22 protein-coding genes are annotated in these 24113 nt (G+C 69.0%); 14 read left to right on the forward strand and 8 right to left on the reverse strand.

From position 1 onward, the window contains the following. The first annotated feature begins 81 nt into the window (after positions 1-81). The 3 genes from ACSVDD_RS02835 (at position 82) to ACSVDD_RS02845 (ending at position 2104) form a co-directional block, all read left to right on the forward strand. Positions 82-537: a bacteriohemerythrin gene (locus tag ACSVDD_RS02835; protein WP_448187771.1), complete on the forward strand. Its 456-nt coding sequence runs from the start codon at positions 82-84 to the stop codon at positions 535-537. A gap of 7 nt (positions 538-544) precedes the next feature. Then, entirely contained in the window at positions 545-1795 is a 1251-nt protein-coding gene (locus ACSVDD_RS02840) for an MFS transporter (RefSeq protein ID WP_448187772.1), read from the forward strand. A gap of 90 nt (positions 1796-1885) precedes the next feature. After that, positions 1886-2104 carry a hypothetical protein gene (locus tag ACSVDD_RS02845; RefSeq protein ID WP_448187773.1) on the forward strand — a complete coding sequence of 73 codons (219 nt, stop codon included), beginning with the start codon at positions 1886-1888 and terminating at the stop codon, positions 2102-2104. Here ACSVDD_RS02845 and ACSVDD_RS02850 read toward each other — a convergent pair. Further along, positions 2101-2361 (reverse strand): hypothetical protein, encoded by a 261-nt coding sequence (locus ACSVDD_RS02850; RefSeq protein ID WP_448187774.1) that lies wholly within the window; start codon positions 2359-2361, stop codon positions 2101-2103. The two genes, ACSVDD_RS02845 and ACSVDD_RS02850, sit on opposite strands and share 4 nt — an antisense overlap. Before the next feature lie 103 nt (positions 2362-2464). Between ACSVDD_RS02850 and ACSVDD_RS02855 the strand changes: the two genes are divergently transcribed. The 6 genes from ACSVDD_RS02855 to ACSVDD_RS02880 all read left to right on the forward strand — a co-directional run bounded on the left by ACSVDD_RS02855 (position 2465) and on the right by ACSVDD_RS02880 (position 8833). Further along, a complete protein-coding gene (locus ACSVDD_RS02855) occupies positions 2465-3475 on the forward strand; it encodes an NrtR DNA-binding winged helix domain-containing protein (RefSeq protein WP_448187775.1) in 1011 nt (336 codons plus the stop codon). Positions 3476-4289: 814 nt separating this feature from the next. After that, positions 4290-4736, forward strand: a complete 447-nt coding sequence (locus tag ACSVDD_RS02860) for a hypothetical protein (RefSeq protein WP_448187776.1) — start codon at positions 4290-4292, stop codon at positions 4734-4736. 311 nt (positions 4737-5047) lie between these two features. Further along, positions 5048-6079 carry a quinolinate synthase NadA gene (gene nadA, locus ACSVDD_RS02865; protein WP_448187777.1) on the forward strand — a complete coding sequence of 344 codons (1032 nt, stop codon included), beginning with the start codon at positions 5048-5050 and terminating at the stop codon, positions 6077-6079. A 10-nt stretch (positions 6080-6089) separates the two neighbouring features. After that, the gene (locus ACSVDD_RS02870) at positions 6090-7715 is read left to right on the forward strand and encodes an L-aspartate oxidase (protein WP_448187778.1); all 1626 of its coding nucleotides are present in this window, start codon (positions 6090-6092) and stop codon (positions 7713-7715) included. After that, on the forward strand, positions 7700-8533 hold the full coding sequence (gene nadC / locus ACSVDD_RS02875) for a carboxylating nicotinate-nucleotide diphosphorylase (protein ID WP_448187779.1): 834 nt from the start codon (positions 7700-7702) through the stop codon (positions 8531-8533). The genes ACSVDD_RS02870 and nadC overlap by 16 nt, the downstream gene beginning before the upstream one ends. 12 nt (positions 8534-8545) lie before the next feature. Next, positions 8546-8833, forward strand: a complete 288-nt coding sequence (locus ACSVDD_RS02880) for a DUF1488 family protein (protein WP_448187780.1) — start codon at positions 8546-8548, stop codon at positions 8831-8833. Here ACSVDD_RS02880 and ACSVDD_RS02885 read toward each other — a convergent pair. The 5 genes from ACSVDD_RS02885 to ACSVDD_RS02905 all read right to left on the reverse strand — a co-directional run bounded on the left by ACSVDD_RS02885 (position 8830) and on the right by ACSVDD_RS02905 (position 14712). Then, the gene (locus tag ACSVDD_RS02885; protein WP_448187781.1) at positions 8830-9330 is read right to left on the reverse strand and encodes a sarcosine oxidase subunit gamma; all 501 of its coding nucleotides are present in this window, start codon (positions 9328-9330) and stop codon (positions 8830-8832) included. The two genes, ACSVDD_RS02880 and ACSVDD_RS02885, sit on opposite strands and share 4 nt — an antisense overlap. Next, a complete protein-coding gene (locus tag ACSVDD_RS02890; protein ID WP_448187782.1) occupies positions 9323-12274 on the reverse strand; it encodes a sarcosine oxidase subunit alpha family protein in 2952 nt (983 codons plus the stop codon). Before ACSVDD_RS02890 ends, ACSVDD_RS02885 begins: the two co-directional genes overlap by 8 nt. After that, on the reverse strand, positions 12271-12546 hold the full coding sequence (locus tag ACSVDD_RS02895; protein WP_448187783.1) for a sarcosine oxidase subunit delta: 276 nt from the start codon (positions 12544-12546) through the stop codon (positions 12271-12273). The genes ACSVDD_RS02890 and ACSVDD_RS02895 overlap by 4 nt, the downstream gene beginning before the upstream one ends. A 12-nt stretch (positions 12547-12558) precedes the next feature. Then, positions 12559-13815, reverse strand: coding sequence for a sarcosine oxidase subunit beta family protein (locus ACSVDD_RS02900; protein WP_448187784.1), 1257 nt, complete (start codon positions 13813-13815; stop codon positions 12559-12561). 309 nt (positions 13816-14124) lie between these two features. Continuing rightward, a complete protein-coding gene (locus ACSVDD_RS02905; RefSeq protein WP_448187785.1) occupies positions 14125-14712 on the reverse strand; it encodes a TetR/AcrR family transcriptional regulator in 588 nt (195 codons plus the stop codon). 87 nt (positions 14713-14799) lie between these two features. On the opposite strand from ACSVDD_RS02905, the gene ACSVDD_RS02910 reads away from it, so the two are divergent. The 4 genes from ACSVDD_RS02910 (at position 14800) to ACSVDD_RS02925 (ending at position 17741) form a co-directional block, all read left to right on the forward strand. After that, a complete protein-coding gene (locus tag ACSVDD_RS02910; RefSeq protein WP_448187786.1) occupies positions 14800-15912 on the forward strand; it encodes a branched-chain amino acid ABC transporter substrate-binding protein in 1113 nt (370 codons plus the stop codon). 112 nt (positions 15913-16024) lie between these two features. After that, on the forward strand, positions 16025-17302 hold the full coding sequence (locus tag ACSVDD_RS02915) for an acetylornithine deacetylase/succinyl-diaminopimelate desuccinylase family protein (RefSeq protein ID WP_448187787.1): 1278 nt from the start codon (positions 16025-16027) through the stop codon (positions 17300-17302). A gap of 65 nt (positions 17303-17367) precedes the next feature. After that, positions 17368-17553 carry a hypothetical protein gene (locus ACSVDD_RS02920; protein ID WP_448187788.1) on the forward strand — a complete coding sequence of 62 codons (186 nt, stop codon included), beginning with the start codon at positions 17368-17370 and terminating at the stop codon, positions 17551-17553. Positions 17554-17555: 2 nt separating this feature from the next. Continuing rightward, on the forward strand, positions 17556-17741 hold the full coding sequence (locus ACSVDD_RS02925; RefSeq protein ID WP_448187789.1) for a hypothetical protein: 186 nt from the start codon (positions 17556-17558) through the stop codon (positions 17739-17741). 16 nt (positions 17742-17757) lie between these two features. On the opposite strand, the gene ACSVDD_RS02930 is transcribed toward ACSVDD_RS02925, so the two are convergent. Beyond that, positions 17758-20082 (reverse strand): aldehyde ferredoxin oxidoreductase C-terminal domain-containing protein, encoded by a 2325-nt coding sequence (locus ACSVDD_RS02930; RefSeq protein ID WP_448187790.1) that lies wholly within the window; start codon positions 20080-20082, stop codon positions 17758-17760. Between the two features lie 128 nt (positions 20083-20210). Further along, positions 20211-22859 carry an ATP-dependent chaperone ClpB gene (gene clpB, locus ACSVDD_RS02935; RefSeq protein ID WP_448187791.1) on the reverse strand — a complete coding sequence of 883 codons (2649 nt, stop codon included), beginning with the start codon at positions 22857-22859 and terminating at the stop codon, positions 20211-20213. A 238-nt stretch (positions 22860-23097) separates the two neighbouring features. Here clpB and ACSVDD_RS02940 point away from each other — a divergent pair, with 238 nt between their 5' ends. Continuing rightward, positions 23098-24102 carry a BON domain-containing protein gene (locus tag ACSVDD_RS02940; RefSeq protein ID WP_448187792.1) on the forward strand — a complete coding sequence of 335 codons (1005 nt, stop codon included), beginning with the start codon at positions 23098-23100 and terminating at the stop codon, positions 24100-24102. The last annotated feature ends 11 nt before the right edge of the window (positions 24103-24113 follow it).

Raw genomic sequence — 24113 nt, forward strand, 5'->3', positions numbered from 1 at the left:
ACGCACCCCGCGCAATCCGCGCTGGAGTGCTGCATAATGCACTACACTGCGTACTACGGACCTGATCGGAGAACGGCTGCCATGGCCGACAACGCGGATCTTTTCAAACCGATGGAATGGGAGGACACACTCTCCGTCGGCGTGCCGGAAATCGATGGCGAGCACAAGGTCCTGCTCGGTCTGTACAGCGACGCCGCCCGTGCGTTCGCCGCCGGCTGCGGCCTTGCCGAAAAGCAGAAGCTCCTGCAAGAGCTGGACACCTACGCGTTTTATCATTTCGGCACGGAAGAGGCGCTGATGCGCGTCTGCCGCTACCCCCGCGTCAAGGAGCACGGCGGCGAGCACGCCAGCTTCCGCCGCGAGTTGGCCGCGCTGAAGGCCGAACTGGACAGTGGGCCGGAGTTCGAGGCGCACGCGCTGGGCTTCATCCGCACCTGGATCGAGCGGCACATCCGGGGCTCCGACAAGGCGCTCGGCGCCTTCCTGGCCGAGGCATCGGCCCGGTGGACCGGACAGAGGCCGAACGCGGCGGATTGAAGTCACCATGCCCAATGCCGCCCCTGCCGCAGCCGCCGCGACGAATCATTTCCGCTCCGCCTTCCGCCACCGCTCGTTCGCGCTGTTCTGGACGGCGCGGCTGAGCGCGTGGCTGGCCGGTCAGATGCAGGCGGTCGCCGTCGGCTGGCAGATGTACGAGCTGACCGGCGACCCGCTCGACCTCGGGCTCGTCGGGCTGTTCCAGTTCCTCCCCACCCTGGTGCTGTCGCTGGTCGCCGGGCACGTGGTGGACAGCCACGACCGGCGGCGCATCCTGATGGCCGCTTTGCTGCTGGAAACCGCCGGCCTGGGCGTGCTGTTCACGCTGACCGCGGCCGGTGCGGCGACGCCGGGGCTGATCTTCGCGGTGGTGTTCGCGCTGGGCGTCGCCAAGGCGTTCGGCGGGCCGGCGCACAGCGCGCTGATCTCCGCCGTGGTGCCGGCCGACGACCTGCCCAACGCGGTGGCCTGGAACTCCACGGCGATCCAGACGGCGATGATCGGCGGCCCGGCGCTGGGCGGGCTGCTCTACCTCGCCGGGCCGGCGGTGGTGTACGGCACCGCCACGCTGCTGCTGGCCGCCGCCGCGGCCCTGGTCGCCACGCTGCGCCCGCGCCGGGTGGAGTTGGCGAAGCGGGCGGTGTCGTGGAATTCGCTGTTGGCCGGCGTCGCCTTCATCCACAGCCGGCCGGCGATCCTCGGCGCCATATCGCTGGACATGATGGCGGTGATGCTGGGCGGGGCGACGGCGCTGCTGCCGGTGTACGCCAAGGACATCCTGTTCGTCGGCCCGTGGGGCCTGGGCCTGCTGCGCAGCGCGCCGGCCCTGGGGGCGTTGTTGATGGCGGTGACGCTGGCGCGCTGGTCGGTGAACCGGCACGCCGGCCTGCATCTGCTGGGGGCGGTTGCCGCCTTCGGCGCCGGCACCGTGGCGTTCGGCCTTTCCACCGACGCGGTGCTGTCCGGCGTGGCGCTGTTCGTGCTGGGTGCCGCCGACGAGGTGAGCGTCTTCATCCGCCAGACGCTGATCCAGCTCGCCACACCCGACCAGATGCGCGGGCGCGTCGGTGCGGTGTCGGGACTGTTCATCGGCGCCTCCAACCAGCTCGGCGCCTTCGAATCGGGCGCCACGGCGGCGCTGTTCGGCACCGTGCCGGCGGTGGTGGCCGGCGGGTTAGGCGCCGTCGCCGTCGCGGCGCTGTGGGCGTGGCGCTTTCCGGATCTGCGGCGCATCGACCGGTTGCTCTCCGTCCGCTGAGCAAGCGTGCGGATGGTGGCACCACCAGAGACCCGCATCCGGCCGTTTGCTCTCCCTCGCCCTTCGCCGCATCGGATTAATGTCGCAGGCATGACCGTCGCGACGCTCATCTGCCTGGGGCTGGCGTATCTGGCCGTCGCCTTTGCGGCGTTGGGCCTGCCGCGCCTTGCCGTCGCCTTCGTGGTCAGCACGGTGGACCTCGGGCTGGCCGGGCAGGTGATCCCGCTGATCGACGCCGACCCCTTGGTGGTCCTGGTTTCCGGCACCGCGCTGCTCACCGTGTTCGGCACGGTGGTGAGCGGGGATTAGTACTCGCGGTCTGGGCGGTCGGCGTTGTCGCCCAGCCCCATGACGCCGACGCCCATCGCGACGCTGCCGAAGGTGATGCAGATCGAGCCGATGAACAGGTACAGCCCCACCCCCACCGAATCCGCCGCGACCAGCAGCGTGCGCAGCCCTCCGACGTCGAGCCAGAGCATGGCGCCGCAGAACACCAGCCCGGCCGTGACACCGGCGGCGAGGTGCTTGGCGAGGTAGAGGAGGGCGTTGCGTTCCTTGACGGTCATGGCGACAAGTCTAGCGCACCGGCCGTCCAGGGCAAGGCCGGCGCTGGCGGTGCCACCCGCGCCCGTCTATTCTCCGCGGATCGGAACTTGGACGAGGCAGCGCGTGACGGACGAACCCCAGCTCGGCGTGACGGCGGTGATCGTGGCGGTGGCCGGCTCCACGCCGCGCATCGTCACCGTGCGCAGCGCCTTCGAGGTGCCGGGGCCGTTCCGCCGCGGCGACACGCCGCCGCCGCACCGCGACGCCCTGCCCGGCGCGGCCTTCGAGCCGGAGCGCTTCCGCACGCTCCAGGAGGGCCTGCGCGCGGTGGCCGAGGATCTGTCCGGCCTGTCGCTGCGCTATGTCGAGCAGCTCTACACCTTCGGCGACCGCCACCGCGACCCGCACGAGCTGTTCGGCGGCGCGCGCTCGGTCACCGTGGGCTATCTGGCGCTGGTGCGCGACGAGCCCACCGGCGGCCACGACGCGGCGGAGTGGCGCGACCTCTACGACTACTTCCCCTGGGAGGACTGGCGCGACGAGCGCCCGGCGCTGCTGGACACCATCGTTCTGCCCGCGCTGCGGCGCTGGGTCGAGGCGGCGCCCGGCGAGGCCGAGCGCGCCCGCCGCCAGGAACGCGCCCAGCTCGCCTTCGCGCTGGACGACGGGCAGGGATGGGATTCCGAGCGCGTGCTGGAGCGCTATGAACTGCTGTACGAGGCCGGGCTGGTGGTGGAGGCGTTCCGCGACCGCGAGTTCGAACGCCTCGCCGGCATCGAGCCGGGCCTGCGCCGCGACATGCCCCGAGCCCTCGGCCGCCCTATGGCGCGCGACGGCCGGCGCATCCTGGCAACCGCGCTGGAGCGCCTGCGCGGCAAGCTGAAGTACCGCCCCATCGTCTTCGAACTGCTGCCGCCGACGTTCACGCTGAACCAGCTCCAGCAGGTGGTGGAGGCGCTGTCGGGCGCGCGGCTGCACAAGCAGAACTTCCGCCGTCTGATGGTGTCCGGCGGCTTCGTCGAGCCGACCGGCGCTTACGAGAGCCAGACCGGCGGCCGCCCCGCCGAGCTGTTCCGCTTCCGCCGCCAAGCCATCCACGAACGCACCAGCGCGCGGGCAATCCCGGAAGCCTGACCCCTCACCGAAAGACGGCAATCGCAGACCCCGGCCTCGTCCAGAAAATCTGTTTCTGGTGTGCGTCCGGCAACCACGTAGCAGGGCCACGCAGCAGGGTAAGAGGGGCGGCTATCCAACATTGACACAAAATAAATAAGGTTATTTTCCAAACCGTCTCATTTCTGGACGCTGTATCAAAAACAGAAAAAGGCCACCACGAGGGCGGCCCTAAGTCTGCATCCTTAAGCAAGCCAGGAAGCTCGCTGCAGATATATAACGCCACCCCTAAGGATGGCGGCGTGATTTCCATCAAGCATTTAGACATTTTCTAAATTTGCGGTGTCCTGTGTGAGGTCAAGACTGATTAAATTATCCGGCCGGCGAGAGCGGGCCATGAACACAAGCAACGCCGCGGCGCAGCAGATAGGGTTATCTCCGAATTACGGGTGGATGCCCTGGAACATTTCTGAAATCATGCCTTCGTTTAATGGACCACCAATGCTTGGCAGGCGCGATCGCCTACTAGCAACCACTTTCTTCATTTTTCTGTCTATTGCGGCGGTCGATGAAGCAATTCAGCGGCCTAAATTTTATCTATGCTTTGAAATGCGCCATGTTATATGTCTGGAACTAAGGGCGATTACTTTTGACATGCTGCTAAGTGGCAGATACAGGTAGGGCCGCAGCCCCGCCACTTTCCAGAACGCCTCATTGTTGGATTTGATCGCTGACGACTGACATGGGCGATGTTGAGCCACTACTGTAAATCTCATGGGCATGGTGATGGCTACAACGACGGCCATGTTACGACCGTTGGCCAAGGGAAAACTTCATGAAGATAATGTTGCAGACGGGTTCAGATCTGATCGACAAACCCCATGACGAAATCATAGCAAAATTGAAGATTTTCGTTTTTCTAATGGAAGGCCAATCTGCTCCGGACACCATCCTGCGAGCCCGTGAAGAGTTCCTGGACGTGCTCATCCGCCATGCCCTTCAGGAGGAATGCCTGATGTCGTTGTCCAATTACCACGGCTTCCAACCACATTATGCTGCACATTGGGCCATGTTCCGGAAAGTCAGCGCCATTCTTGAGGCAGAATGCCAAGGTACTGAGCAGAACACTGCCTTAGTCAAGTTTGTTCAAGAGTTTCTACATAAGCACGTCGTCGATATGGATGCTCCCCTGGCGGCCTTCTTGGACTCACTACCAAGGGGCACGCTTGAGCGCTTCCTGGGGATCATGCAGCGACTTATCCCGGCTGTGCCGCGAACCTGACTTTGGTTTGCTCGCCGTCTTTCTCCCAATATACGGCCACCCCCCGAGCGGCCGATGCATTTTCGCGTTTTGATTGGCGCTTAATTGCATGCTGCGGCTGCATTGAACGTTATGGAAAGCCATAGAGAGTGACCCCGCCAATCAACCCCAAGCAGGCGGCTGCCAGCTCCCGGCGGGCATAACGCACGATTTTGAAGCGCCTTTACGATGCCCCCCGAAGGGCCAAATCGCCGCACCCGGCTTGACTCGCCACGAAAAGCGCTTATGCTCTCATTGAGAATTATATATTTACCTCAATGCGAGCATAAGCCATGGACGCGATCACGCCCACCGCCCTGCGCCTGGAGTACACGCCCGAGGTCGCCGCCGCGACCGCGCCGGCCTATGAGCGGCTGAAGCGCGTGATCCCGGAGATCGAGTGGCCGTTCCACGCCCCGCTGGTGCACGCCATCAACGAGTTGAAGCGCGAGCGCAACGCCGTCGTCCTGGCCCACAACTACCAGACGCCGGAGATCTTCCACGGCGTGGCCGACATCGTCGGCGACAGTCTGGCCCTGGCGAAACAGGCCGAAGCCACCGACGCAGAGGTGATCGTGCTGGCCGGCGTCCATTTCATGGCCGAGACGGCCAAGCTGATGAACCCCGGTAAGATCGTCCTGATCCCGGACGCCGCCGCCGGCTGCTCTCTGGCGGAATCGATCACCGCCGCCGACGTGCGGCTGCTGCGCGAGACCTACCCCGGCGTGCCGATCGTCGCCTACGTCAACACTTCGGCCGAGGTGAAGGCGGAGGTGGACATCTGCTGCACCTCGGGCAACGCGGTGGAAGTGGTGGAATCGCTGGGCGTGCCGCGCGTCATCATGCTCCCCGACGAATATCTGGCGAAGTATGTCGCCACCCAGACCAGCATCGAGGTGATCGCCTGGAAGGGCCATTGCGAGGTGCACGAGCGCTTCACCGGTGCCCAGATTGCCGAGTTCCGCGGCCGCTTCGACAACCTCATGGTCATCGCCCACCCGGAGTGCCCGCCGGACGTGCTGGAGGCCGCGGACTATGTCGGGTCCACCGCGCACATGATCCAGATGGTCGAAAAGCGCCGGCCGCCCCGCGTGCTGATGGTCACCGAGTGCTCGATGAGCGACAACATCGCCGCCAACCTGCCCGACGTGGAGTTCGTCCGGCCCTGCAATCTGTGCCCGCACATGAAGCGGATCACGCTGACCAACATCCTGGAGTCCTTGCAGACTCTGGAGCCGCGCGTCGAGATCCCGGCGGAACTGGCCGACCGCGCCCGCCGCTCGGTCGAGCGCATGCTGGCCGTTCAGCCAAAACCCCGTGCGTGAGGGCACGCCCATGCTAACCGTCCGCGATTCGCACGTGCTGGTCATCGGGTCCGGTTTGGCGGGAATGACCGTGGCGCTGAAGCTGGCCCCAACCCCCGTCACGCTGCTGACCAAGACCGCCGACCTGCCTGGCGGGTCGAGCCTGCACGCCCAGGGCGGCATCGCCGCGGCTCTGGCGCCCGGCGACACGCCGGACAGCCACACCGCCGACACCGTCGCGGCCGGCGCCGGGCTGGTGGACGCCGCCATGGCGGCGTTGCTGGCGGAGGAGGGCGCCGAGCGCGTCGCCGAACTGCTGGCCGCCGGCCTGCCCTTCGACCGCGACGCCGAGGGCCGCCCACTGTTCGGCCGCGAGGCCGCGCACAGCGCCGCCCGCATCGTTCATGCCGGTGGCGACGCCACCGGCCGCACGCTGGTCACCGCACTGGCCGAGCGGGTGCGCGCCACCCCCTCGGTCACCGTGGAGACGGAGGCGTTCGTCACCGACCTCGTGGTGCGGCACGGCCGGGTGTGCGGTGTCCTGGCCCACCACGCGCAAGGCTGGGTGCTGCACCGTTGCCCGCGGGTGGTGCTGGCGACCGGCGGCATCGGACAAGCCTTCGCGCGCACCACCAACCCGGTGGAGGCCACCGGCGACGGCTTGGCGCTGGCGGCCCGCGCCGGGGCATGGCTGTCCGACGTGGAGTTCGTGCAGTTCCACCCCACCGCGCTGGCCACGGACACCGGCCCCGAGTCCGATGGCGGCCCGGCGCCGCTACTGACCGAAGCGTTGCGCGGTGCCGGCGCCCTGCTGCTGGACCGCCACGGCCACCGCTTCATGCCCGAAGAGCACCCCCTGGCCGAACTGGCGCCGCGCGACGTGGTCGCCCGCGCCATCGGCCGCCGCGTCGCCGCGGGGGAGCCGGTGTTCCTCGACCTCCGCCCTGCCCTGGCCGCCAAGCCGGACGGCTTCCCGACCGTGCTGGGTTTCTGCACGCAAGCCGGGTTCGACCCGTGGAGCCAGCCGGTTCCGGTGGCGCCGGCCGCGCATTACCACATGGGCGGCGTGCGCACCGACGCGCACGGCCGCACCAGCGTCGAGGGCCTGTGGGCCTGCGGCGAGGTCGCCTGCACCGGCGTGCACGGCGCCAACCGCCTTGCCAGCAATTCGCTGCTGGAAACCCTGGTGTTCGGCGCCCGCGTGGCCCGTGACGTGACCGGGCGCCCGACCGCCCCGCCCCTGCCCTTCGCCTTGCCCGAACCGCCCGCCGTGCCCAGCGAAACCGCCGCACCCTTGATCGCCATGATCGCCGCGTCGGTGCGCCGCGGCCTCTACACGTGCGCCGGCCTTGTGCGTCACGGCGACAGCCTCGCCACCGCGGCGCGGCGGCTGGAACGGCTGGATGCCGATCTCAACTCCTTGCCCTCCTCCGCCCGTGCCGGCGCCGACGCCGTGCGCCGTTGGGGCGAGGCGCGCAACCTGCTGCTGGTCGGGCGGCTGGTGCTGCACGCGGCAACGCGGCGCGAGGAAAGCCGCGGCGCGCACTTCCGCCTCGATTTTCCTCAAGAAGACGCGCGCGGGACGCGCTATGCCTTCACCATCGAAGACCTGGACCGCCCCGCGCCCGCCGGAGACACCGCATGCCGAATCCTATGATCTATGAGCCCATCGTCCGCGGCGCCCTGCTGGAGGATCTCGGCCGTGCCGGCGACCTGACGACGGACTCCATCGTTCCGGCCGACGCCACCGCCACCGCCATCGTCGCCGCCCGCAAGGACGGCCGGATCGCCGGGCTGGAGGCCGGACTGTCGGCGTTCCGCATCCTCGACCCGGCCGTCGAGATCGCCATCACGGTGCCGGACGGCGGCGACGTGGCCGCGGGCGGCACCATCGCCACCGTGCACGGCAAGGCCCGCGCCCTGCTGACCGGCGAGCGCACGGCGCTCAACCTGCTGGGCCGGCTGTCGGGCATCGCCACGGCGACGCGCTCCCTGGTCCAGGCGGTGGAGGGCACCCGCGCCCGCATCGTCTGCACCCGCAAGACCACTCCGGGGCTGCGCTCGCTGGAGAAGCACGCGGTGCGGCTGGGCGGCGGGGCGAACCACCGCTTCGGCCTGGACGACGCGATCCTCATCAAGGACAACCACATCGCCATCGCCGGCGGCATCCGCCCGGCCGTCGAGCGCGCCCGCGCCGCCGTCGGCCACATGGTGAAGATCGAGGTGGAGGTGGATACGCTGGACCAGCTGGAGGAACTGCTGGGCCTGAAGGCCGACGCCGTGCTGCTCGACAACATGAACCCGGCGACGCTCAAGCGCGCGGTGAGCATGGTGGCGGGACGGATGATCACCGAGGCGTCGGGCAACGTGATGCTGCACTCCGTGCGCCCCATCGCCGAAGCCGGGGTGGACATGATCTCGGTGGGATGGATCACCCACTCCGCGCCCAACCTGGACGTGGGCTTGGACATGTGACAGGGTCGGCGCATGCCGATCTTCAGCTTCCCCGACGAAGCGCAGTGGGACGAGACGACCGCGACGCTGACCTTCACCGTGAGGGTCGGCGAGTACGAGGGAATCGTCTTCGTCCCCCGCGCGGTCTTCACCTCTCTCATGGAGCGCCGCCCCACGGGCGAGGAGGCCGACGCCTTCTTCCACGCCAACCGCCCGGTCTTCGAGAAGGCCGTAGAGACGCGCATCATGGACCGCGCGCTGGACCCGGACGCGAACATCCACCTGACGGCACGGGACGTGCGGCGGGCGATCCCGCGTTAAGCCGTCCCGGCCGCCTTCAGCCACGCCTCGAAATGCGCCTGCGCCGCCCGCTGGATGGTCAGCTGGAACAGCGGCGCGTCGCTCGTCTTGACCAGCAGCGCGTGCAGTTGCGCAAACGCGCACAGCGCCGAGCGGCCCACCGGGAAAGCGCGGACGTGCAGGTCCAGCGAGCACCCCTTGTTCAGCAACCGCACCGCGCCCGGCCCGCGCAAGGCGTAGGTGATCCGCGCGTCGCTGACGTCCACCGCCGTGCCGCGCGGGCCGATGGCGTCGCGCAGGCGAACGGTCAGAGCCTCGGCGTCGTCAGGCTCGCACTCCACCAGCCATGAGGTCGGTTGCAGCCAGAACACGCTCACCGGCCCCAACACGGCGACGTTCGGCTCGGGCGGCGACACGCCCAGCACCGCCGAAACGGAATCGAGGAACCCACGGTCGTCCGGCCGGCCGCGCAGAGCGATACGCCCGGCGGCGGGCATGAGGTGCACGGTGTCAGCCATGGAAGCGCTCCCCTCGGGGGTCGTAGAAGGCGGGCGGCACCAGCTTGGCGCGGATGCGGCAACCGCCGGCCATCACATCGACGTTCTCGCCCATCCGCGACCGGCCGGCGCGCACCATGCCCAGCGCCACCGGGTGGCCAAGCGTCGGGCTGAGCACGCTGGAGGTGACATGCCCGTCGCTGCCCCGCTCGCCCAGCACCTGGGCGCCCACGGGCAGAAGCGTGTGGGTGTCGGCGCTGAGCAGACCGACGAGCTGCAGCCTCTCCGGGTCGGTGCCCGCCGGCCGCGTCAGCGAGCGGCGGCCGGCGAAGTCGCTGGCTTTCTTCGCCACGCCGCGCGCCATGCCGATGTCGTCCGGCAGCGTCGTGCCGTCCGTATCCACGCCGACGTGGATGAACCCCTTCTCCAGCCGCAGCACCAGCAGCGATTCCACACCGATGGGTGTGATGCCGTAGGGCTTGCCCACATCGAGGATCGCCGTCAGGAAGGCCCCGGCGTGGCGGGCGTGCACGGACACCTCATAGCTCACCTCGCCGGTGAAGCTGACGCGCGCCACCCGCGCCTTCAACCCGGCCACCGTGCCCTCGCGGAACGCCAGATGCGGGAAGCCCTCCGGCGACAGATCGATGTCCGTGCCAAGGTCGCGCAGCACGTCGCGGGCGCGCGGGCCGGCCAGCGTCATCACCGCCCACTGCTCGGTGACCGGAACCACCCAGACATCGAGGTCGGGCCACTCGCATTGCAGCCATTCATCGAAGATCTGCGGCACGCGGGCGGCGTTGCCGCTGGTGGTGCCGACGAGGAAACGGTCCTCGTCCAAGCGCGTGATCACGCCGTCATCGATCACCACGCCGTGCTCGCTGACCATCACCACATAGCGGGTCTTGCCCACGGGGATGGTCGAGACGGTCTGCACGTACATGCGGTCGAGGAACAGCCCGGCGTCGCGCCCGCTCACCTCGATCTTGCCAAGCGGCGAGGCGTCCAGCACTGAGACGCGCTCGCGCGTCGCCAGCACCTCGCGACGGATGGCGTCCTCGGCGGCTTCGCCCTCCAAGGGGTAGAACTCCGGCCGCCACCACGGGCCGAAATCGGCGAAGTGCGCCTTGCACGCGACATGCACCGCCTCGGCCGGCAGGTGCAGGCGCGGACGGTAGAGAGCGCCGCGATTCAGCCCCGCGATGGTGCCGAAACTCACCGGGTCGAAGGGCGGGCGATAGCGGGTGGTGCCGACCTCGGCCGGCGCGCGTCCGGTCTCCTGCCCCATCAGCGCCAGCGCGACGACGTTGGAGGTCTTGCCCTGGTCCACCGCCATGCCGAGCGTGGTGTAGCGCTTCAGATGCTCGACCGAGCGGTAGTTCTCGCGCGCGGCCAGCGCGATGTCGGCGGTGGTCACGTCGTTCTGGAAATCCACCCACGCCTTGCCCTTGCCGGGCACCGACCACAGCGCCGCCGGACGGCCGGTCTCGGTGAACGGCGCTCGCGGCGCCTCGCCCACCGCGCCGGTCTGCCCGGCCGCCCGCGCCGCGCGCGATCCCGCCGCGAAGCCCGACGCCAGCGCGTCGGCGGTGGCGGGCCTGCCGGCCGCGGCGCCGGCCATGTGCAGGAAGCCGGGGCCGCTGCCGGGCAGCAAGGCGACGGCCTCATCGCTCCACTCCAGTTTTCCGCCCGACTGCGCCCACAGATGCACAGTCGGGTTCCAGCCGCCGGAGACGGCCAGCAGGTCGCAGGGCACGCGCTCCGCATGGCCGTGACCCGACGCCGGGACGATGTCCACCGAGCCGATCCAGCCCGTGCCATGGGTTGCCGCGACCAGCGCCCCGGCGTGGATGCGCAACCGCTGCCGGCGCGCCTGTTCCACCAGCGCCCCGGAGGCATCCGGGCGGGAATCGACGATGGCAGCGACCGTGACGCCGTGCTTCACCAGATCCAGCGCCGTGGCGTATCCGCTGTCGGTGCCGGTGAACACCACCACCCGCCCGGCCGGCACCACGGCAAAGCGGTTGGCGTAGGTTCGCACCGCGGAGGCCAGCATGACGCCCGGCCGGTCGTTGCCGGCGAAGGCCACCGGCCGCTCGATGGCGCCCTGGGCGTAGACCGCCTGTTTCGCGCGGATCTTCCACAGCCGTTGACGCGGACCGATGCGGACACGCGGGGCGACGTGCTCCTGAAGCCGCTCGGCCGCGGCGAAGAAGCCGTGGTCGTAGGCGCCGAACACGGTGGTGCGCGGCAGCAAGGTCACATCCGGCATCGACGCCAGCTCGCCGAGCGCCTGCGCGACCCACCCGGCAGCGTCCTGCCCGTCGATCTCCGCGTCCTCCCACAGCAGCGAGCCGCCGAACTCCCGGTCCATCTCGGCGAGGATGACCCGCGCCCCGGCCCGCCCGGCGGCCAGTGCTGCGCTGAGCCCGGCCGGGCCGCCGCCCACCACCAGCACGTCGCAATGCGCGTTCAGCGTCTCATAGGTCGCGGGATCGGGCTCGGTGGGCGCCTCGCCCAGGCCGGCGGCGTGACGGACGAAGGGCTCCCAGGTTTTCCAGCGCGGCCACTGGAAGGTCTTGTAATAGAAGCCGCCCGGCATGAAGCGGCCGAACAGCGCCCCGGCCACGCCCGTCAGGTCGAACTCGGCCGAGGGCCAGACGTTGACGCTCCTGGCCTCCAGGCCGTCGTACAGTTCGACCAGCGTCGCCTTCAGGTTCGGCTCGGCGTGGGCGCCGCGGCCGATGGTGACGATGGCGTTGGGCTCCTCGACGCCGGCCGCGAAGATGCCGCGCGGACGGTGCAGCTTGAAGCTGCGCCCGACGATGGTCGCCCCGCCGGCCAGCAGCGCCGAGGCCAGGGTGTCGCCGGCATAGCCGGTGAAGGCGCGGCCGTTGAAGGTGATGTGACGCTCGTCGTTTCGGTCGATGCGGCCACCCGCGGCCAGCCGGCGGAAGGGGCTCATTCCGACACCTCTGGCTTGGCGTCGGTCATGCGATAGACGGCCTTGATCTCGTGGGTGACCGTGTCGCGGGCGACGTTGAACCACTGCTGACAGCCCATGCGGTGCAGCCAGCGTTCGAAGTGCAGGCCTTTGGGGTTGTCGCGCTCGAACAGGTAGCGGCCCCACTCCGCATCCGACGACTCCAGGCCGGGCCGGGCGATGTGGGTCTGGCCGCCGCAGAGGAACTCCGCCTCGTCGCGCGAGCCGCACCAGGGACAGGGGATCTGCATCATGGCTGCGTTCCTCTAATGCGCGATGCCGGCCGCCGCGGCTTCGTCGATCATGCGGCCGGTGTGGAAGCGGTCCAGGCCGAAGGCGGCCGTCAGCGGGTGCGGCGTTCCCGTCGCCAGCAGGTGCGCGAAGGTGAAGCCGCCCGCCGGAATCGCCTTGAACCCGCCGGTGCCCCAACCGCAGTTGAGGTACAGCCCCTCTACCGGCGAGCGCCCGATGATCGGGCTGGAATCGTGCACCACGTCGGTGATGCCCGCCCATTGCCGCATCATGCGCAGGCGGCGCAGACCGGGAAACATCTCGCAGAAGCCGGCGATCACATCCTCCGTCGTGCGGAAGCTGCCGCGCTGCGCATAGCTGGGGAACAGGTCGAGCGCGCCACCGACCACCATCTCCCCCTTCGGCGACTGGCTGACGTAGACGCCGGTCGAGGGTGACAGGACGACGGTGTTCAGGATCGGCTTGACCGGCTCCGACACCATGGCCTGGAGCGCGTAGCTGACGATGGGCAACCGAAACCCCGCCATGGCCGCCAGCACGCCGGAATGCCCGGCGACCGCCAGCCCCACCCGGCCCGCCTTGATGACCCCGCGCGAGGTTTCGACCCCCAGCACCCGGCCGCCATTACGGACGAACCCGGTGACCTCGCAGTTCTGGATGATGTCCACGCCACGCGAGTCCGCAGCGCGGGCGTAACCCCAGGCGACCGCGTCATGGCGAGCCATGCCGGCGCGGCGCTGGATGAAGCCGCCCAGCACCGGATAGCGCGCCTCCGGCCCCCAGTTCATCGCCGGGATGAGGTCTCGCACCTGTTCACGGTTCAGGATTTCCGCGTCGATCCCGTTGACGATCATGGCGTTGGCCCAACGCGCCACCGCGTCCAGATCATGCCGGCTGTGCGCCAGGGTGACGATGCCCTGCGGGCTGAACATGACGTTGAAGTTCAGATCCCTGGAAAGCCCCTCATAGAGCTTCAGCGACAGCTCGTAGAACGCCGCGCTCTCCGGGTACAGGTAGTTCGAGCGGACGATCTGCGTGTTGCGCCCGGTGTTGCCGCCGCCCAGCCAGCCCCGCTCCAGCACCGCGATGCGGCCGACACCGTGCTCCTTGGCAAGATAGTAGGCGGTGGCCAGCCCGTGCCCGCCGCCGCCGACGATCACCACGTCGTACTCCGGCTTCGGCTCTGGGTTGCGCCACGCCGGCTTCCAGCCGGTGTGCCCGGTCAGCCCGTGGCGCAGCAGGCCGAGCAGCGAATAGCGATCCTTTGTCACGACGGCAGCTCCCGCACCCAGAGGGTTTGCCGGCGGACGGTACCGCAGCCGGGGCGGAGCTTTCAATACAGGACTGTATGGTGGGGCCAGGCCATAGCGCCAGTGTCCGTACCCGAGGCAACATTCACACGGATTGCACGTATTTATGCACGGATTACACGAATCTTTTTTAATCGTGCGCAGCAGCGGCCTTCGGGATGCCCCGGCGCGCCGCAAGCATCAAAAAAAATTCCGTGTAATCCGTGTTCAAATCCCCAAAATCCGTGTGAATGTTGCCCGCAACGCCAACCGTTCCGGGACTTGCCGGCACTATCCCTCCGGCGGATCGAACCCCGACAGCACCTTGAAGTAGGTGGGAAACAGCGTTTCCCTCACGCGCCGGCTCTCGACGATGCCCAGCGCGTAGTAGCCGACCTGATGGTAGTAGGCGACGCGCGCCCGCACCTCCGCTTCTCCGGCGGCGTAGCCCAGCCCTTCGAAGATCCGCCGCAGCACGTCGGTGCGCGTGGAGTCGGCCTCGCGCACCAGGGCGGCCACCCGCTCGTCGCCGCGTGCCCAGTCGCGCATCGCCGAATCGAGCGCCGGGTCGAACGCCCCACCGTCCAGCCACACCGCGAAGAACCGCTTCAGCCGCAGGAGCGGCGGCGCTTCGCCGTCCAGCACGCGCAGGAAGGGGTCGACGTTGGCGTGGCGCCACTCCTCCAGCAGCGCGTCCAGCAACTCCGCCCGGCTCTTGAAATGCCAATAGAAACTGCCGCGTGTCACCGGAATGCGGGATGCAAGGCGGTCGATTTTCACCTCGGCCACGCCGCCCTCGACCAGCGCGCGGCGCGCGGCGGCGATCCAGTCGGCGCGGCTGAGGCGCTCGGCGACGGCGCCCCGATCCTTTCCCGCCATGCGCTGCATCTCCTCGGCCGCTTGACGCCCACGAGCCGGGCGTTCCATGGTGTCCTGTATGGTCATACCAGAAACCGGGAGGAAAGTATGAGGCGGAGTCTTCTGTTGGGCGTGGCGCTGCTGGCGAGCGTTGCCGCTGGTCCGTTGCAAGCGGCCGACCTGACGATCGCCGTCGTCGGGCCGATGACCGGCCAGTTGGCCGCCATCGGCGAGCAGATGAAGCGCGGCGTCCAGGCCGCCATCGACGAGATCAACGCCAAGGGCGGCGTGCAGGGCAACACGCTCAAGATCGAGGTCGGCGACGACCAGTGCGATCCCAAGCAGGCAGTCGCCGTCGCCAACCAGATGGTCAGCAAGAACGTCCAGTTCGTGGTGGGCCACGCCTGCTCCGGCTCGTCGATCCCGGCCGCGTCGGTGTACGGCGAGAACGACGTGTTCATGATCAGCCCGGCCTCGTCGAACCCGACCTTCACGGACGAAGCCGCCAAGAAGGGCTGGAACACCATCCTGCGCACCTACGGGCGCGACGACGCCCAGGGCACCTACGTCGGCAAGTGGCTGGCGGAGGCCCGGAAGGGCAAGCGCGTCGCGATCCTCCACGACAAGTCGGCCTATGGCAAGGGCCTCGCCGACGAGGTGAAGAAGGCGATGAACGCCGGCGGCCTGCAGGAGGTCACCTACGAAGCGATCACCGCGGGCGAGAAGGATTTCTCCGCGCTCGTCACCAAGCTGAAGCAGGCGAACGTCGACATCATCTACCTCGGCGGCTATCACGGCGAGGCCGGGTTGCTGATCCGTCAGGCGCGCGACCAGGGCCTGAACGCCACGCTGATGACCGGCGACGCGCTGGCCAGCCCGGAGTTCTGGAAGATCGCCGGCCCGTCCGGCGAAGGCACGCTGATGAGCTTCCCCAAGGAGCCGCGCAACATCCCGGCGGCCAAGGAAATGGTGGCGAAGTTCAAGGCGCAGGGCTTCGAGCCGGAAGGCTTCACGCTGTTCAGCACGGCGGCGGTGCAGGTGATCGCCCAGGGCATCGAGCGCGCCAAGAGCACCAAGCCGGAGGCCGTCGCCAAGGCGCTGAAGGAGGCTGCCCCGACCGACACGGTGCTGGGTCCGCTGGGCTTCGATGCCAAGGGCGACGTGAAGAACCCCGCCTACTCCATCTACGTCTGGCACGACGGGAACTACAGCGAGATGTGAGGCCGCTTACCCCCTTCCCTGCGGGGAAGGGGGTTTCCTTCCCCTTCGAACGGCTTGCCCCGAAAGCCTTGCTGAACCAAACTGCTTCGCAAGGAGTTGCCGGGGAGGAAGAATGCCGCTCGACCCACAGGACACGCTGTCCCGCCTGATCGCCGGCCGCACCGACGAACTGGTCGAGTTGACTCGCGACCTGATCCGCATCCCCACCGTCAACCCGCCCGGCGACGTCTACACGGACTGCGCCGAGTTCATCGGCCGCCGCCTCGCCGCGCGCGGCTTTCAGGTGGAGTATGTCAGGGCCGAGGGGGTGACCGGCGACAGCGACCGCTACCCGCGCACCAACGTCATCGCCCGCATCGAAGGGCGCGGCCCCGGCCCCTGCGTGCACTTCAACGGCCACATCGACGTGGTGCCGGCCGGGCGCGGCTGGACGGTGGACCCGTTCGGCGGCGAGGTGATCGACGGCAAGGTCTACGGTCGCGGCGCCTGCGACATGAAGGGCGGCATCGCCGCCTCGATCATCGCGGTCGAGGCGATCCTGGATTCGGGCCACCCCTTCCACGGCGCGCTGGAAATCTCCGGCACGGTGGACGAGGAATCGGGCGGCTATGGCGGAGTCGGCTATCTGGCGCGCCAGGGCTATTTCTCCAAGCCGCGCGTCGATCACGTGATCATCCCCGAGCCACTGAACGTCGACCGCATCTGCATCGGCCACCGCGGCGTCTGGTGGGCGGAGATCGAGACCAAAGGCCGCGTCGCGCACGGCTCCATGCCGTTCCTCGGCAACTGCGCGATCCGCCACATGGGCGAGGTGCTGCACCGCATCGAGCATGAGCTGATCCCCCGCCTCGCCTCCAAGAGCACCACCATGCCGGTGGTGCCGGAGGGGGCGCGCCAGTCCACGCTCAACATCAACGCGATCCACGGCGGCCAGATTGAGGACCGCGAGGGCTTGCCGAGCCCGATGGTGCCGGATTCCTGCCGCATGGTGATCGACCGCCGCTACCTCATCGAGGAGAACCCCGAGGAGGTGAAGAGCGAGATCGTCGCCATCCTCGAAGAGTTGCGCCGCACCCGGCCGGGCTTCGACTACGACCTGCGCGAGGTGCTGGCCTTCCTGCCGACCATGACCGACGCCGATTCCCCCGTCGTCCGCGCCGTGGAGGCGGCCATCGAGACCGTGCTGGGCAAGAAGGCCGAGCACGTGGTCTCGCCCGGCACCTACGACCAGAAGCACATCGTCCGTGTGGGGCACCTGAAGGACTGCATCGCCTACGGGCCGGGCATCCTCGATCTGGCCCACCAGCCCGACGAGTACGTGGGCATCGACGACATGGTGCACTCGGCCCAGGTGATGGCGATGGCGGCGCTCGACCTGCTGGGCCGCTGAGCGGAACCCCCTCGGCTTCCTCCTGTTGGCTTGGGTCCGAACCCGTGCTGACACGAGGTGGATCCATGACCAAGCACATCCCGCAGGTGCCGCCCGCCGGCCGCAGCGACAAGGGCCCCGGCAGCTCGCCCGAGGCATCCGTGGACACCGGCGGCCCGAACCGGGCGGTGCCCGACAACGTCGATCAGCAGGACCGGCAGGGCAACAGCAAGATCAACACCACCCACCAGGGCTACCAGCAGGACCGCTGACCATGACCAAGTCGGATCACGGCCGGCCTGCCTCGCAGACCGACAATCGCGTGAACGAGAAGCAGACCACCGAGGACCGCGCCGGCCCGAAGCCCGGCGAGCCCACCAACCCCGACCGAAGCCGCAAAGGCACCGGCGGCGGCGAACGCGACGTCCGGCATTCGCACGATCCGGACCGAAAGGCGTGAAATAGGGCGGGGGGCCTCACCCCCCCGCCAGCATCTGCACAATGGTCACGTCATCACCGGGCCGCACCGTCTTGCCGCGCTCGCCGGACAGCAGCATGCTGCCGTTGACCACCACGTTCAGAGTCTCGTCCTCCAACTCCGCGGCGGCCTCGGGCAGGCGGCGGCGCAGTGCCGCGCGCAGCTCGGCTACCGTGCCCACTGGCTCGTCGATCACCACCGCGCGCTCCGGGGCACCGGGCAGCGGGCGTGGCAGTGAGACGCGGATGGCAAAGCCGGTCACCACCTCGGCCAACCGGGCGTGCCACTCCACCGCCGGAACCCCTTCGGCGTTCAAACCGGTCAGCGCATAGAAGCGGCGCTTCAGGTCCTCGAACCGGCCACGGTCGATGCGCTCGCCCTTGAAGGGGCCGGCCGTCGTGCCCTCCTCGAACCAGCGCTTGGGCAGCGTGTCGTCCTTGGCGCGCAGGCCGATGCGGTGGTTGATCAGGCGCTCCAGGCCGGTGATGTTGCGCCCGGCCTCGTCCAGCTCCGGCTCGGTGAAGGGCTGACCGATGACGGTGTCCAGCAGTTCGGCGAACAGATCGTAGCCGGGCAGCGTGGGGGAATTGAAAAGCTTGGTCTGGAACCGGCAGATGCCCAGCGAATCCCCCACCGCGTAGGTGTTCTCGCAGCGCCGCACCGCATATTCCTTGCCGTCGTAGCTGTTGGGCTCCGGCGCCACCACGCCGCCGTACAGCGCGGTCTTGAACGCCGGGTCGTCGTTGACGCGGGCGTTGATCTCCAGCGTCACGCGGTTGCGCAGATGGTCCATGCCGCGCGTCGCCACCGCCAGTCCCAGCGCGAAGGCCTTGAGAATGCGGGCGTCGTGCGGGTCGGACTGGAACAGGCCCTTCACCGCCATGCGGTAATCCAGCGCCTTGGCCGGGTACTTGCCGCGCTCCACCGCGCGGGCGGAATCGGCGATGGTGTCGCCGAAGCCCTCGCGCCTGGCGGTCATGAACAGCAGCTTTTCGATGACCGGGTAGTTGCCCCAGGACAGGTCGAGGCCGCCGGTGTCCGCTTGCGTGATGATGCCGCGCTCGTACAGCTCCATCGCCCAGGCGATGGCGCCGCCGGTGCCGGCGGAATCCAGACCCAGGTCGTTCAGGATGTTGTTGAGGCGCAGCACGTGTTCCGGCTCAGTGATGCCGATGTTCGGGCCGAACTTGCCGACCGTCACGTACTCCGGCCCGTCACCGTGGTCGTAGCGGTCGAAGACGCCGTCGCCGTTCACGCCCTTCCAGGTCTTCTCGCGCTGGTGCTCCAGCGTTGCCTGGGATTTGTCGTAACTGGCGTTGCCGGTCAGCCCGGTCAGCGCGTGGCTGCCCCAGCCGCTCTTGCCCTGCGGGGTCAGGTCGTTGGCGGCCCGGCAGCGCACCGGGCACTTGTGGCAACCGTCCATGCCCGGCCGGTAGACATCGAAGTTGTCGGCGTCCAAGCTGTCCACCCAGGTGGTTTCCTGGTTGTTTTTCGTGCCCAGGGCGCCCAGCACCCGGCTCGGCCGGTAGAGGAACGGCGTGCCGGTCTTGCGCAGCGCGTTCTTGATGACACTGGTGCCCAACACCTGATCGACGAAGCTGCGGTTGACCGCCTTCGGGTCGCGGACGTGTTGGGCATCCGGCAGGCGGCCCTGCACCAGAATGGCCTTGAGCCGCAGCGAGCCCATCTTGGCGCCCGCCCCGCCGCGCGCCCAGATCGCCTTCGGCCCGCCCATGATGCCGGCGTTCAGCACGAGGTTCTCACCGGCCGAGGTGATGCGGGCAAGCGCGATGTCTTTGCGCTCCTTGCCCTTGAAGTCGCGCTCGATGGCCGCGGTGGTGTCCATGTTGTCGAGGCCGAGATACGGCGTCCCGTCGTGGAAGCTGATGTCGTCGCGCTCGATGCGCATCACCGTCCACTGTGGCGCCCGGCCGTACAGAACGATGTGGTCGTAGCCGTGCCGCTTCATCCACACCGGAAAATAGTCGCCGGCGCTCGCATCGAGGATGGCGCTGCTGTCCGGCGACAGGCTGGTGACGTTGCCGCGCGTGCCACCGCCGACGTTGCCGGTCAGCGGGCCGACGCCGAAGATCAGCGGCACCTCCGGGTCGAGCGGCTTGCGCCCCTGTTCCAGCAGGTTGTAGAGCAACACCATGTTGGCGCCGCGCCCGCCGAGGAAATGGCGTAACACGTTGCGGTCCAGGTAGGCGCGCCGGGTTTCCTGGCGCTCCAGGTCAACGAAGAGGACGGCGCCCTGCGTCGGGAACTGCGGCTCTGCGTGCATGCGCTCCAGCAGGCGATCGACGCGGGTCCTGATGTCCATGACCGTTTCCCCTTCGTCCTGGCTTATTGTTAGCATTGCTGATTATCAGTGACACCGAACAATTACGCAAGAGGGAGAAAGGGAAATGAAAAAGGCCCCTCTCCGGGGAGAGGGGCCTTGGTCGAAGGTCAATGCACCGACGCACTCCGGCCGCTCACCGCGAACCCTAGCGGCGGGCGCTCCGGCGCCTTGAAGCCGTGGCTGCGGTCATCCTCCACCGGCACCCCGTCCAGCGCCAACTGGCCGTCCACCACCGACAGGGTCAGCGTGACCCGCTCGCCCTCCTCGCGGTCGAGCAGCAGTTCGGCGATGGGGTCCTCGACGTAGGTCTGCACCGCCCGCTTCAGCGGACGCGCCCCGAACGCCGGGTCCCAGCCGAGGTCGCCCAGCCGGCGCCGCGACTCCTCGTCCGCCGCCAGCGTCAGGCCGCGCTCGGCCAGCCGCTCGCCGACACGGGCGAGTTGGATGTCGACGATGGACGCCATCTGCTCGCGGCCAAGGCGGCGGAAGATCAGCACGTCGTCCAGCCGGTTCAGGAACTCCGGCCGGAAGGCGCGGCGCACCGCGTCCATCACCTCGACGCGCACACCCTCCATCCCCTCGCCCTCGCCGAGGTTGCTCAACGCCTCGGCGCCGAGGTTCGAGGTCATGATCAGGATGGCGTGGCGGAAGTCCGCCGTGCGCCCCTGCCCGTCCGTCAGCCGCCCGTCGTCGAGCGCCTGAAGCAGCACGTTCAGCACGTCCGGGTGCGCCTTCTCGACCTCGTCGAGCAGGACCACCTGATACGGCCGGCGCCGGATCTTCTCGGCCAGCGTGCCGCCGTCGTCATAGCCGACATAGCCGGGCGGCGAGCCGACCATGCGTGACACCGTGTGCTTCTCCATGTACTCGGACATGTCGAGCCGGGTGACCGCCGTCTCGTCGTCGAACAGGAACTGCGCCAGCGCCTTGGCCAGCTCGGTCTTGCCGACGCCGGTCGGCCCGAGGAACAGGAACGAGCCGGTCGGCCGGTTCGGGTCCTTGAGGCCCGCGCGGGCACGCCGCACCGCCTTGGAAACCGCGCGCACCGCCTCCGCCTGACCGACGACGCGCTCGGCCAGCTTGTCCTCCATGCCCTTCAGGCGCGAGCGTTCGCCCTCCAGCATCCGGTCCACCGGAATGCCGGTCCAGCGCGTCACCACCGCGGCGATGTCGCGGGCCGTCACCTCTTCACGCTCGGTGCTGGCGCGCGCTTCGGCCTCGGCCAGACGCTTCTCCAGGTCGGGGATGACGCCGTAGGCCAACTCGCCGGCCTTCGCCCAGTCGCCGTCGCGTTGCGTGCGCTCCAGCTTGGTGCGGGCCTGGTCCAGCTCTTCCTTCAGGCGCCGGCCCTCGGTGCGGCGGGCCTGGCTCGCCCGCCAGTCCTCCTCCATGGAGGCCTGCCGCGCTTCAGCATCGGTCAGTTCGGCGTCGAGCTTCACCAGACGGTCGCGGGATGCGGCGTCGGGTTCGGCCTTCAGCGCCTCGCGCTCGATCTTCAGCTGCGCCACGCGGCGGCCGACGGCGTCCAGCGATTCCGGCTTGCTGTCGATCGCCATGCGCAGGCGGCTGGCCGCCTCGTCCACGAGGTCGATGGCCTTGTCGGGCAACCGGCGGTCGCCGATGTAGCGCGCCGACAGGCTGACCGCCGCGACCACCGCCGCGTCGGCGATGCGCACGCCGTGGTGCACCTCGTACTTGCCCTTGATGCCGCGCAGGATCGACACCGCGTCCTCGGCCGAGGGCTCGTCCACGTTCACCGGCTGGAAGCGCCGCGCCAGGGCGGCGTCCTTCTCGATGTAGCGGCGGTACTCGTCCGGCGTGGTGGCGCCGACGCAGCGCAGTTCGCCGCGCGCCAGCGCGGGCTTCAGCATGTTGGCGGCGTCCATGGCGCCATCCGTCCGCCCGGCGCCGATCAGGCTGTGCAGCTCGTCGATGAACAGGATGATGCGGCCGGACGCCGCCTGCACCTCGGCCAGCACGGACTTCAGCCGTTCCTCGAACTCGCCGCGGAATTTGGCGCCGGCCAGCAGGGCGGTGAGGTCGAGCGCCAGCACGCGGCGGTCCTTCAGCCCCTCCGGCACGTCGCCGGAGGCAAGCCGCTGGGCCAGCCCTTCGACGACAGCGGTCTTGCCGACGCCGGGTTCGCCGATCAGCACGGGGTTGTTCTTGGTGCGCCGGGCCAGGACCTGGATGGTCCGCCGGATCTCGTCGTCGCGGCCGATGACCGGGTCGAGCTTGCCCTGCCGCGCCTCTTCGGTCAGGTCGCGGGCGTACTTCTTCAGGGCTTCCCAGCCCTGCTCGGCGGACTCGTCCTCGGCCTTGCGGCCCTGGCGCAGGTGCTCGACCGCCTGGGCCAGCCCCTCCGGGTTGACGCCGGCACGCAGGAACGCGTCGCGCAGCGGGCCGGTCAGGCCCTCCAGCAGACGTTCGGCGGTGACGAAGCGATCACCGGCGCTGCGGGCGGCCTGCACGGCGGCGTTCAGCACGCCGGCCAGCGCCGGGGACATGAAGATCGGGTGCGGCCCCTGCCCCTCGGTCTGCGGCAGGCGCTCCAGCGCCTCTTCGGCGGCGCGCATCAGCAGGTCGGGGTCGCCGCCGGCATCGCGCACGATGCGGCGCGTCAGGCCGTCGGAATCGTCCAGCAGCGCCTTGACCAAATGTTCGGGAAGCAAATTCTGGTGCCGGCCGGCGAGGGCCGTCATCTGCGCGGCTTGCAGCGCGCCGCGCGCACGCTCGGTGAATTGACCGAAGTCCATCAGGCACTCCGTTATGGGTTCCGCCCTCTTGGGAGGCGCGGAGCGGGTGCCGGAGAACGGCCCGCACCATGCGCTGCCGCCCGTCACCCTCGCACTTTCAGGTGGTCAATCGGGCCGCCCCGTTCAAGGCCGCCGACCGGCCGGGGAGGAACCACCGGCGGGCAAACGCCGTTTTCAAGACAAGGGCCGAGCGTGGGCCCTGGAAGCCAAAGCTGACAACCAATGGAGGAAAGAGGCCATGCGAGACTACGAGGATCGCTACGGCCGGTCGCGCCGGGACAGGGACGAGAGCCAGGATTATGAGCGCCGCGACTACGAGTACCGCGGCAGCGGCAGCGGCAGCGGTTACCGGCAGGACATGGACTACGAGCGCGGCTCGGGCCGCGATTACAGCCGTGATTATGGGCGCGATTACGGCCAGAGCCGCGCCCGCGACCGCGGCGCCGACTACCCAGGCAGCATGATGGACGACATGCGCCGCTACGCGCGCGGCGACTACGACCGCGACGACGACCGCAGCCGCGGCGGATATGGCTATGGTTCCGGCTATGGCGGCGAGGACCGCAGCTACGGCTACGAGCGCGACCGCTCCATGGGCGAGCGCGGGTACGGCGGCAGCGACTACAGCCGCGACTACGGCGGCGGCAGCTATGGCGGGAGCTACGGGAGCAGCTACGGGCGCGATTACGGGCGCGAGCGGTCTGAACGCAGCGATTGGAGGGGACGCGGCGGCCGGGAGGATCGCGGCTGGCTGGAGAAGGCCGGCGACGAGGTCGCTTCCTGGTTCGGCGACGACGATGCCGAGCGGCGGCGGCGCATGGACGAGCAACGCAGCCACCGCGGGCGCGGCCCACGCGGCTACACGCGCTCGGACGACCGCATCCGCGAGGATGTCAGCGACCGTCTGACCGACGACCCGTACGTCGATGCGTCCGACATCGACATCTCGGTGAACAACGGCGAAGTGACCCTGACCGGCCACGTCGAGCACCGCAGCGCCAAGCGCCGCGCCGAGGACGTCGCCGAGGCGGTTTCCGGCGTCACCCACGTGCAGAACAACCTGCGCGTCCGCCAGTCCAGCGGAATCAGCACGGGCAGCAGCTCCGGTACTGGAACCGCGGCCGGCGCCAGCGCCATGGCCGGTATGGGCGGCAGCGGGACCGGCAGCACCACAAGCGGGACGACGGCGGCCGGCGGGGCCGTCGGCGCAACCACGCGCACCGGTGACAAGACACGCACCTGAGGCACCCGGTG

This window comes from Azospirillum terrae, assembly GCF_053470425.1.

What these genes read in the sequence shown, in the direction of transcription:
- ACSVDD_RS02835 (WP_448187771.1), top strand. Translation starts at nt 82, where the DNA reads ATGGCCGACAACGCGGATCTTTTCAAACCGATGGAATGGGAGGACACA.
- ACSVDD_RS02840 (WP_448187772.1), top strand. Translation starts at nt 545, where the DNA reads ATGCCCAATGCCGCCCCTGCCGCAGCCGCCGCGACGAATCATTTCCGC.
- ACSVDD_RS02845 (WP_448187773.1), top strand. Translation starts at nt 1,886, where the DNA reads ATGACCGTCGCGACGCTCATCTGCCTGGGGCTGGCGTATCTGGCCGTC.
- ACSVDD_RS02850 (WP_448187774.1), bottom strand. Translation starts at nt 2,361, where the DNA reads ATGACCGTCAAGGAACGCAACGCCCTCCTCTACCTCGCCAAGCACCTC.
- ACSVDD_RS02860 (WP_448187776.1), top strand. Translation starts at nt 4,290, where the DNA reads ATGAAGATAATGTTGCAGACGGGTTCAGATCTGATCGACAAACCCCAT.
- nadA (WP_448187777.1), top strand. Translation starts at nt 5,048, where the DNA reads ATGGACGCGATCACGCCCACCGCCCTGCGCCTGGAGTACACGCCCGAG.
- ACSVDD_RS02870 (WP_448187778.1), top strand. Translation starts at nt 6,090, where the DNA reads ATGCTAACCGTCCGCGATTCGCACGTGCTGGTCATCGGGTCCGGTTTG.
- nadC (WP_448187779.1), top strand. Translation starts at nt 7,700, where the DNA reads ATGCCGAATCCTATGATCTATGAGCCCATCGTCCGCGGCGCCCTGCTG.
- ACSVDD_RS02880 (WP_448187780.1), top strand. Translation starts at nt 8,546, where the DNA reads ATGCCGATCTTCAGCTTCCCCGACGAAGCGCAGTGGGACGAGACGACC.
- ACSVDD_RS02885 (WP_448187781.1), bottom strand. Translation starts at nt 9,330, where the DNA reads ATGGCTGACACCGTGCACCTCATGCCCGCCGCCGGGCGTATCGCTCTG.
- ACSVDD_RS02890 (WP_448187782.1), bottom strand. Translation starts at nt 12,274, where the DNA reads ATGAGCCCCTTCCGCCGGCTGGCCGCGGGTGGCCGCATCGACCGAAAC.
- ACSVDD_RS02895 (WP_448187783.1), bottom strand. Translation starts at nt 12,546, where the DNA reads ATGATGCAGATCCCCTGTCCCTGGTGCGGCTCGCGCGACGAGGCGGAG.
- ACSVDD_RS02905 (WP_448187785.1), bottom strand. Translation starts at nt 14,712, where the DNA reads ATGGCGGGAAAGGATCGGGGCGCCGTCGCCGAGCGCCTCAGCCGCGCC.
- ACSVDD_RS02910 (WP_448187786.1), top strand. Translation starts at nt 14,800, where the DNA reads ATGAGGCGGAGTCTTCTGTTGGGCGTGGCGCTGCTGGCGAGCGTTGCC.
- ACSVDD_RS02915 (WP_448187787.1), top strand. Translation starts at nt 16,025, where the DNA reads ATGCCGCTCGACCCACAGGACACGCTGTCCCGCCTGATCGCCGGCCGC.
- ACSVDD_RS02920 (WP_448187788.1), top strand. Translation starts at nt 17,368, where the DNA reads ATGACCAAGCACATCCCGCAGGTGCCGCCCGCCGGCCGCAGCGACAAG.
- ACSVDD_RS02925 (WP_448187789.1), top strand. Translation starts at nt 17,556, where the DNA reads ATGACCAAGTCGGATCACGGCCGGCCTGCCTCGCAGACCGACAATCGC.
- ACSVDD_RS02930 (WP_448187790.1), bottom strand. Translation starts at nt 20,082, where the DNA reads ATGGACATCAGGACCCGCGTCGATCGCCTGCTGGAGCGCATGCACGCA.
- clpB (WP_448187791.1), bottom strand. Translation starts at nt 22,859, where the DNA reads ATGGACTTCGGTCAATTCACCGAGCGTGCGCGCGGCGCGCTGCAAGCC.
- ACSVDD_RS02940 (WP_448187792.1), top strand. Translation starts at nt 23,098, where the DNA reads ATGCGAGACTACGAGGATCGCTACGGCCGGTCGCGCCGGGACAGGGAC.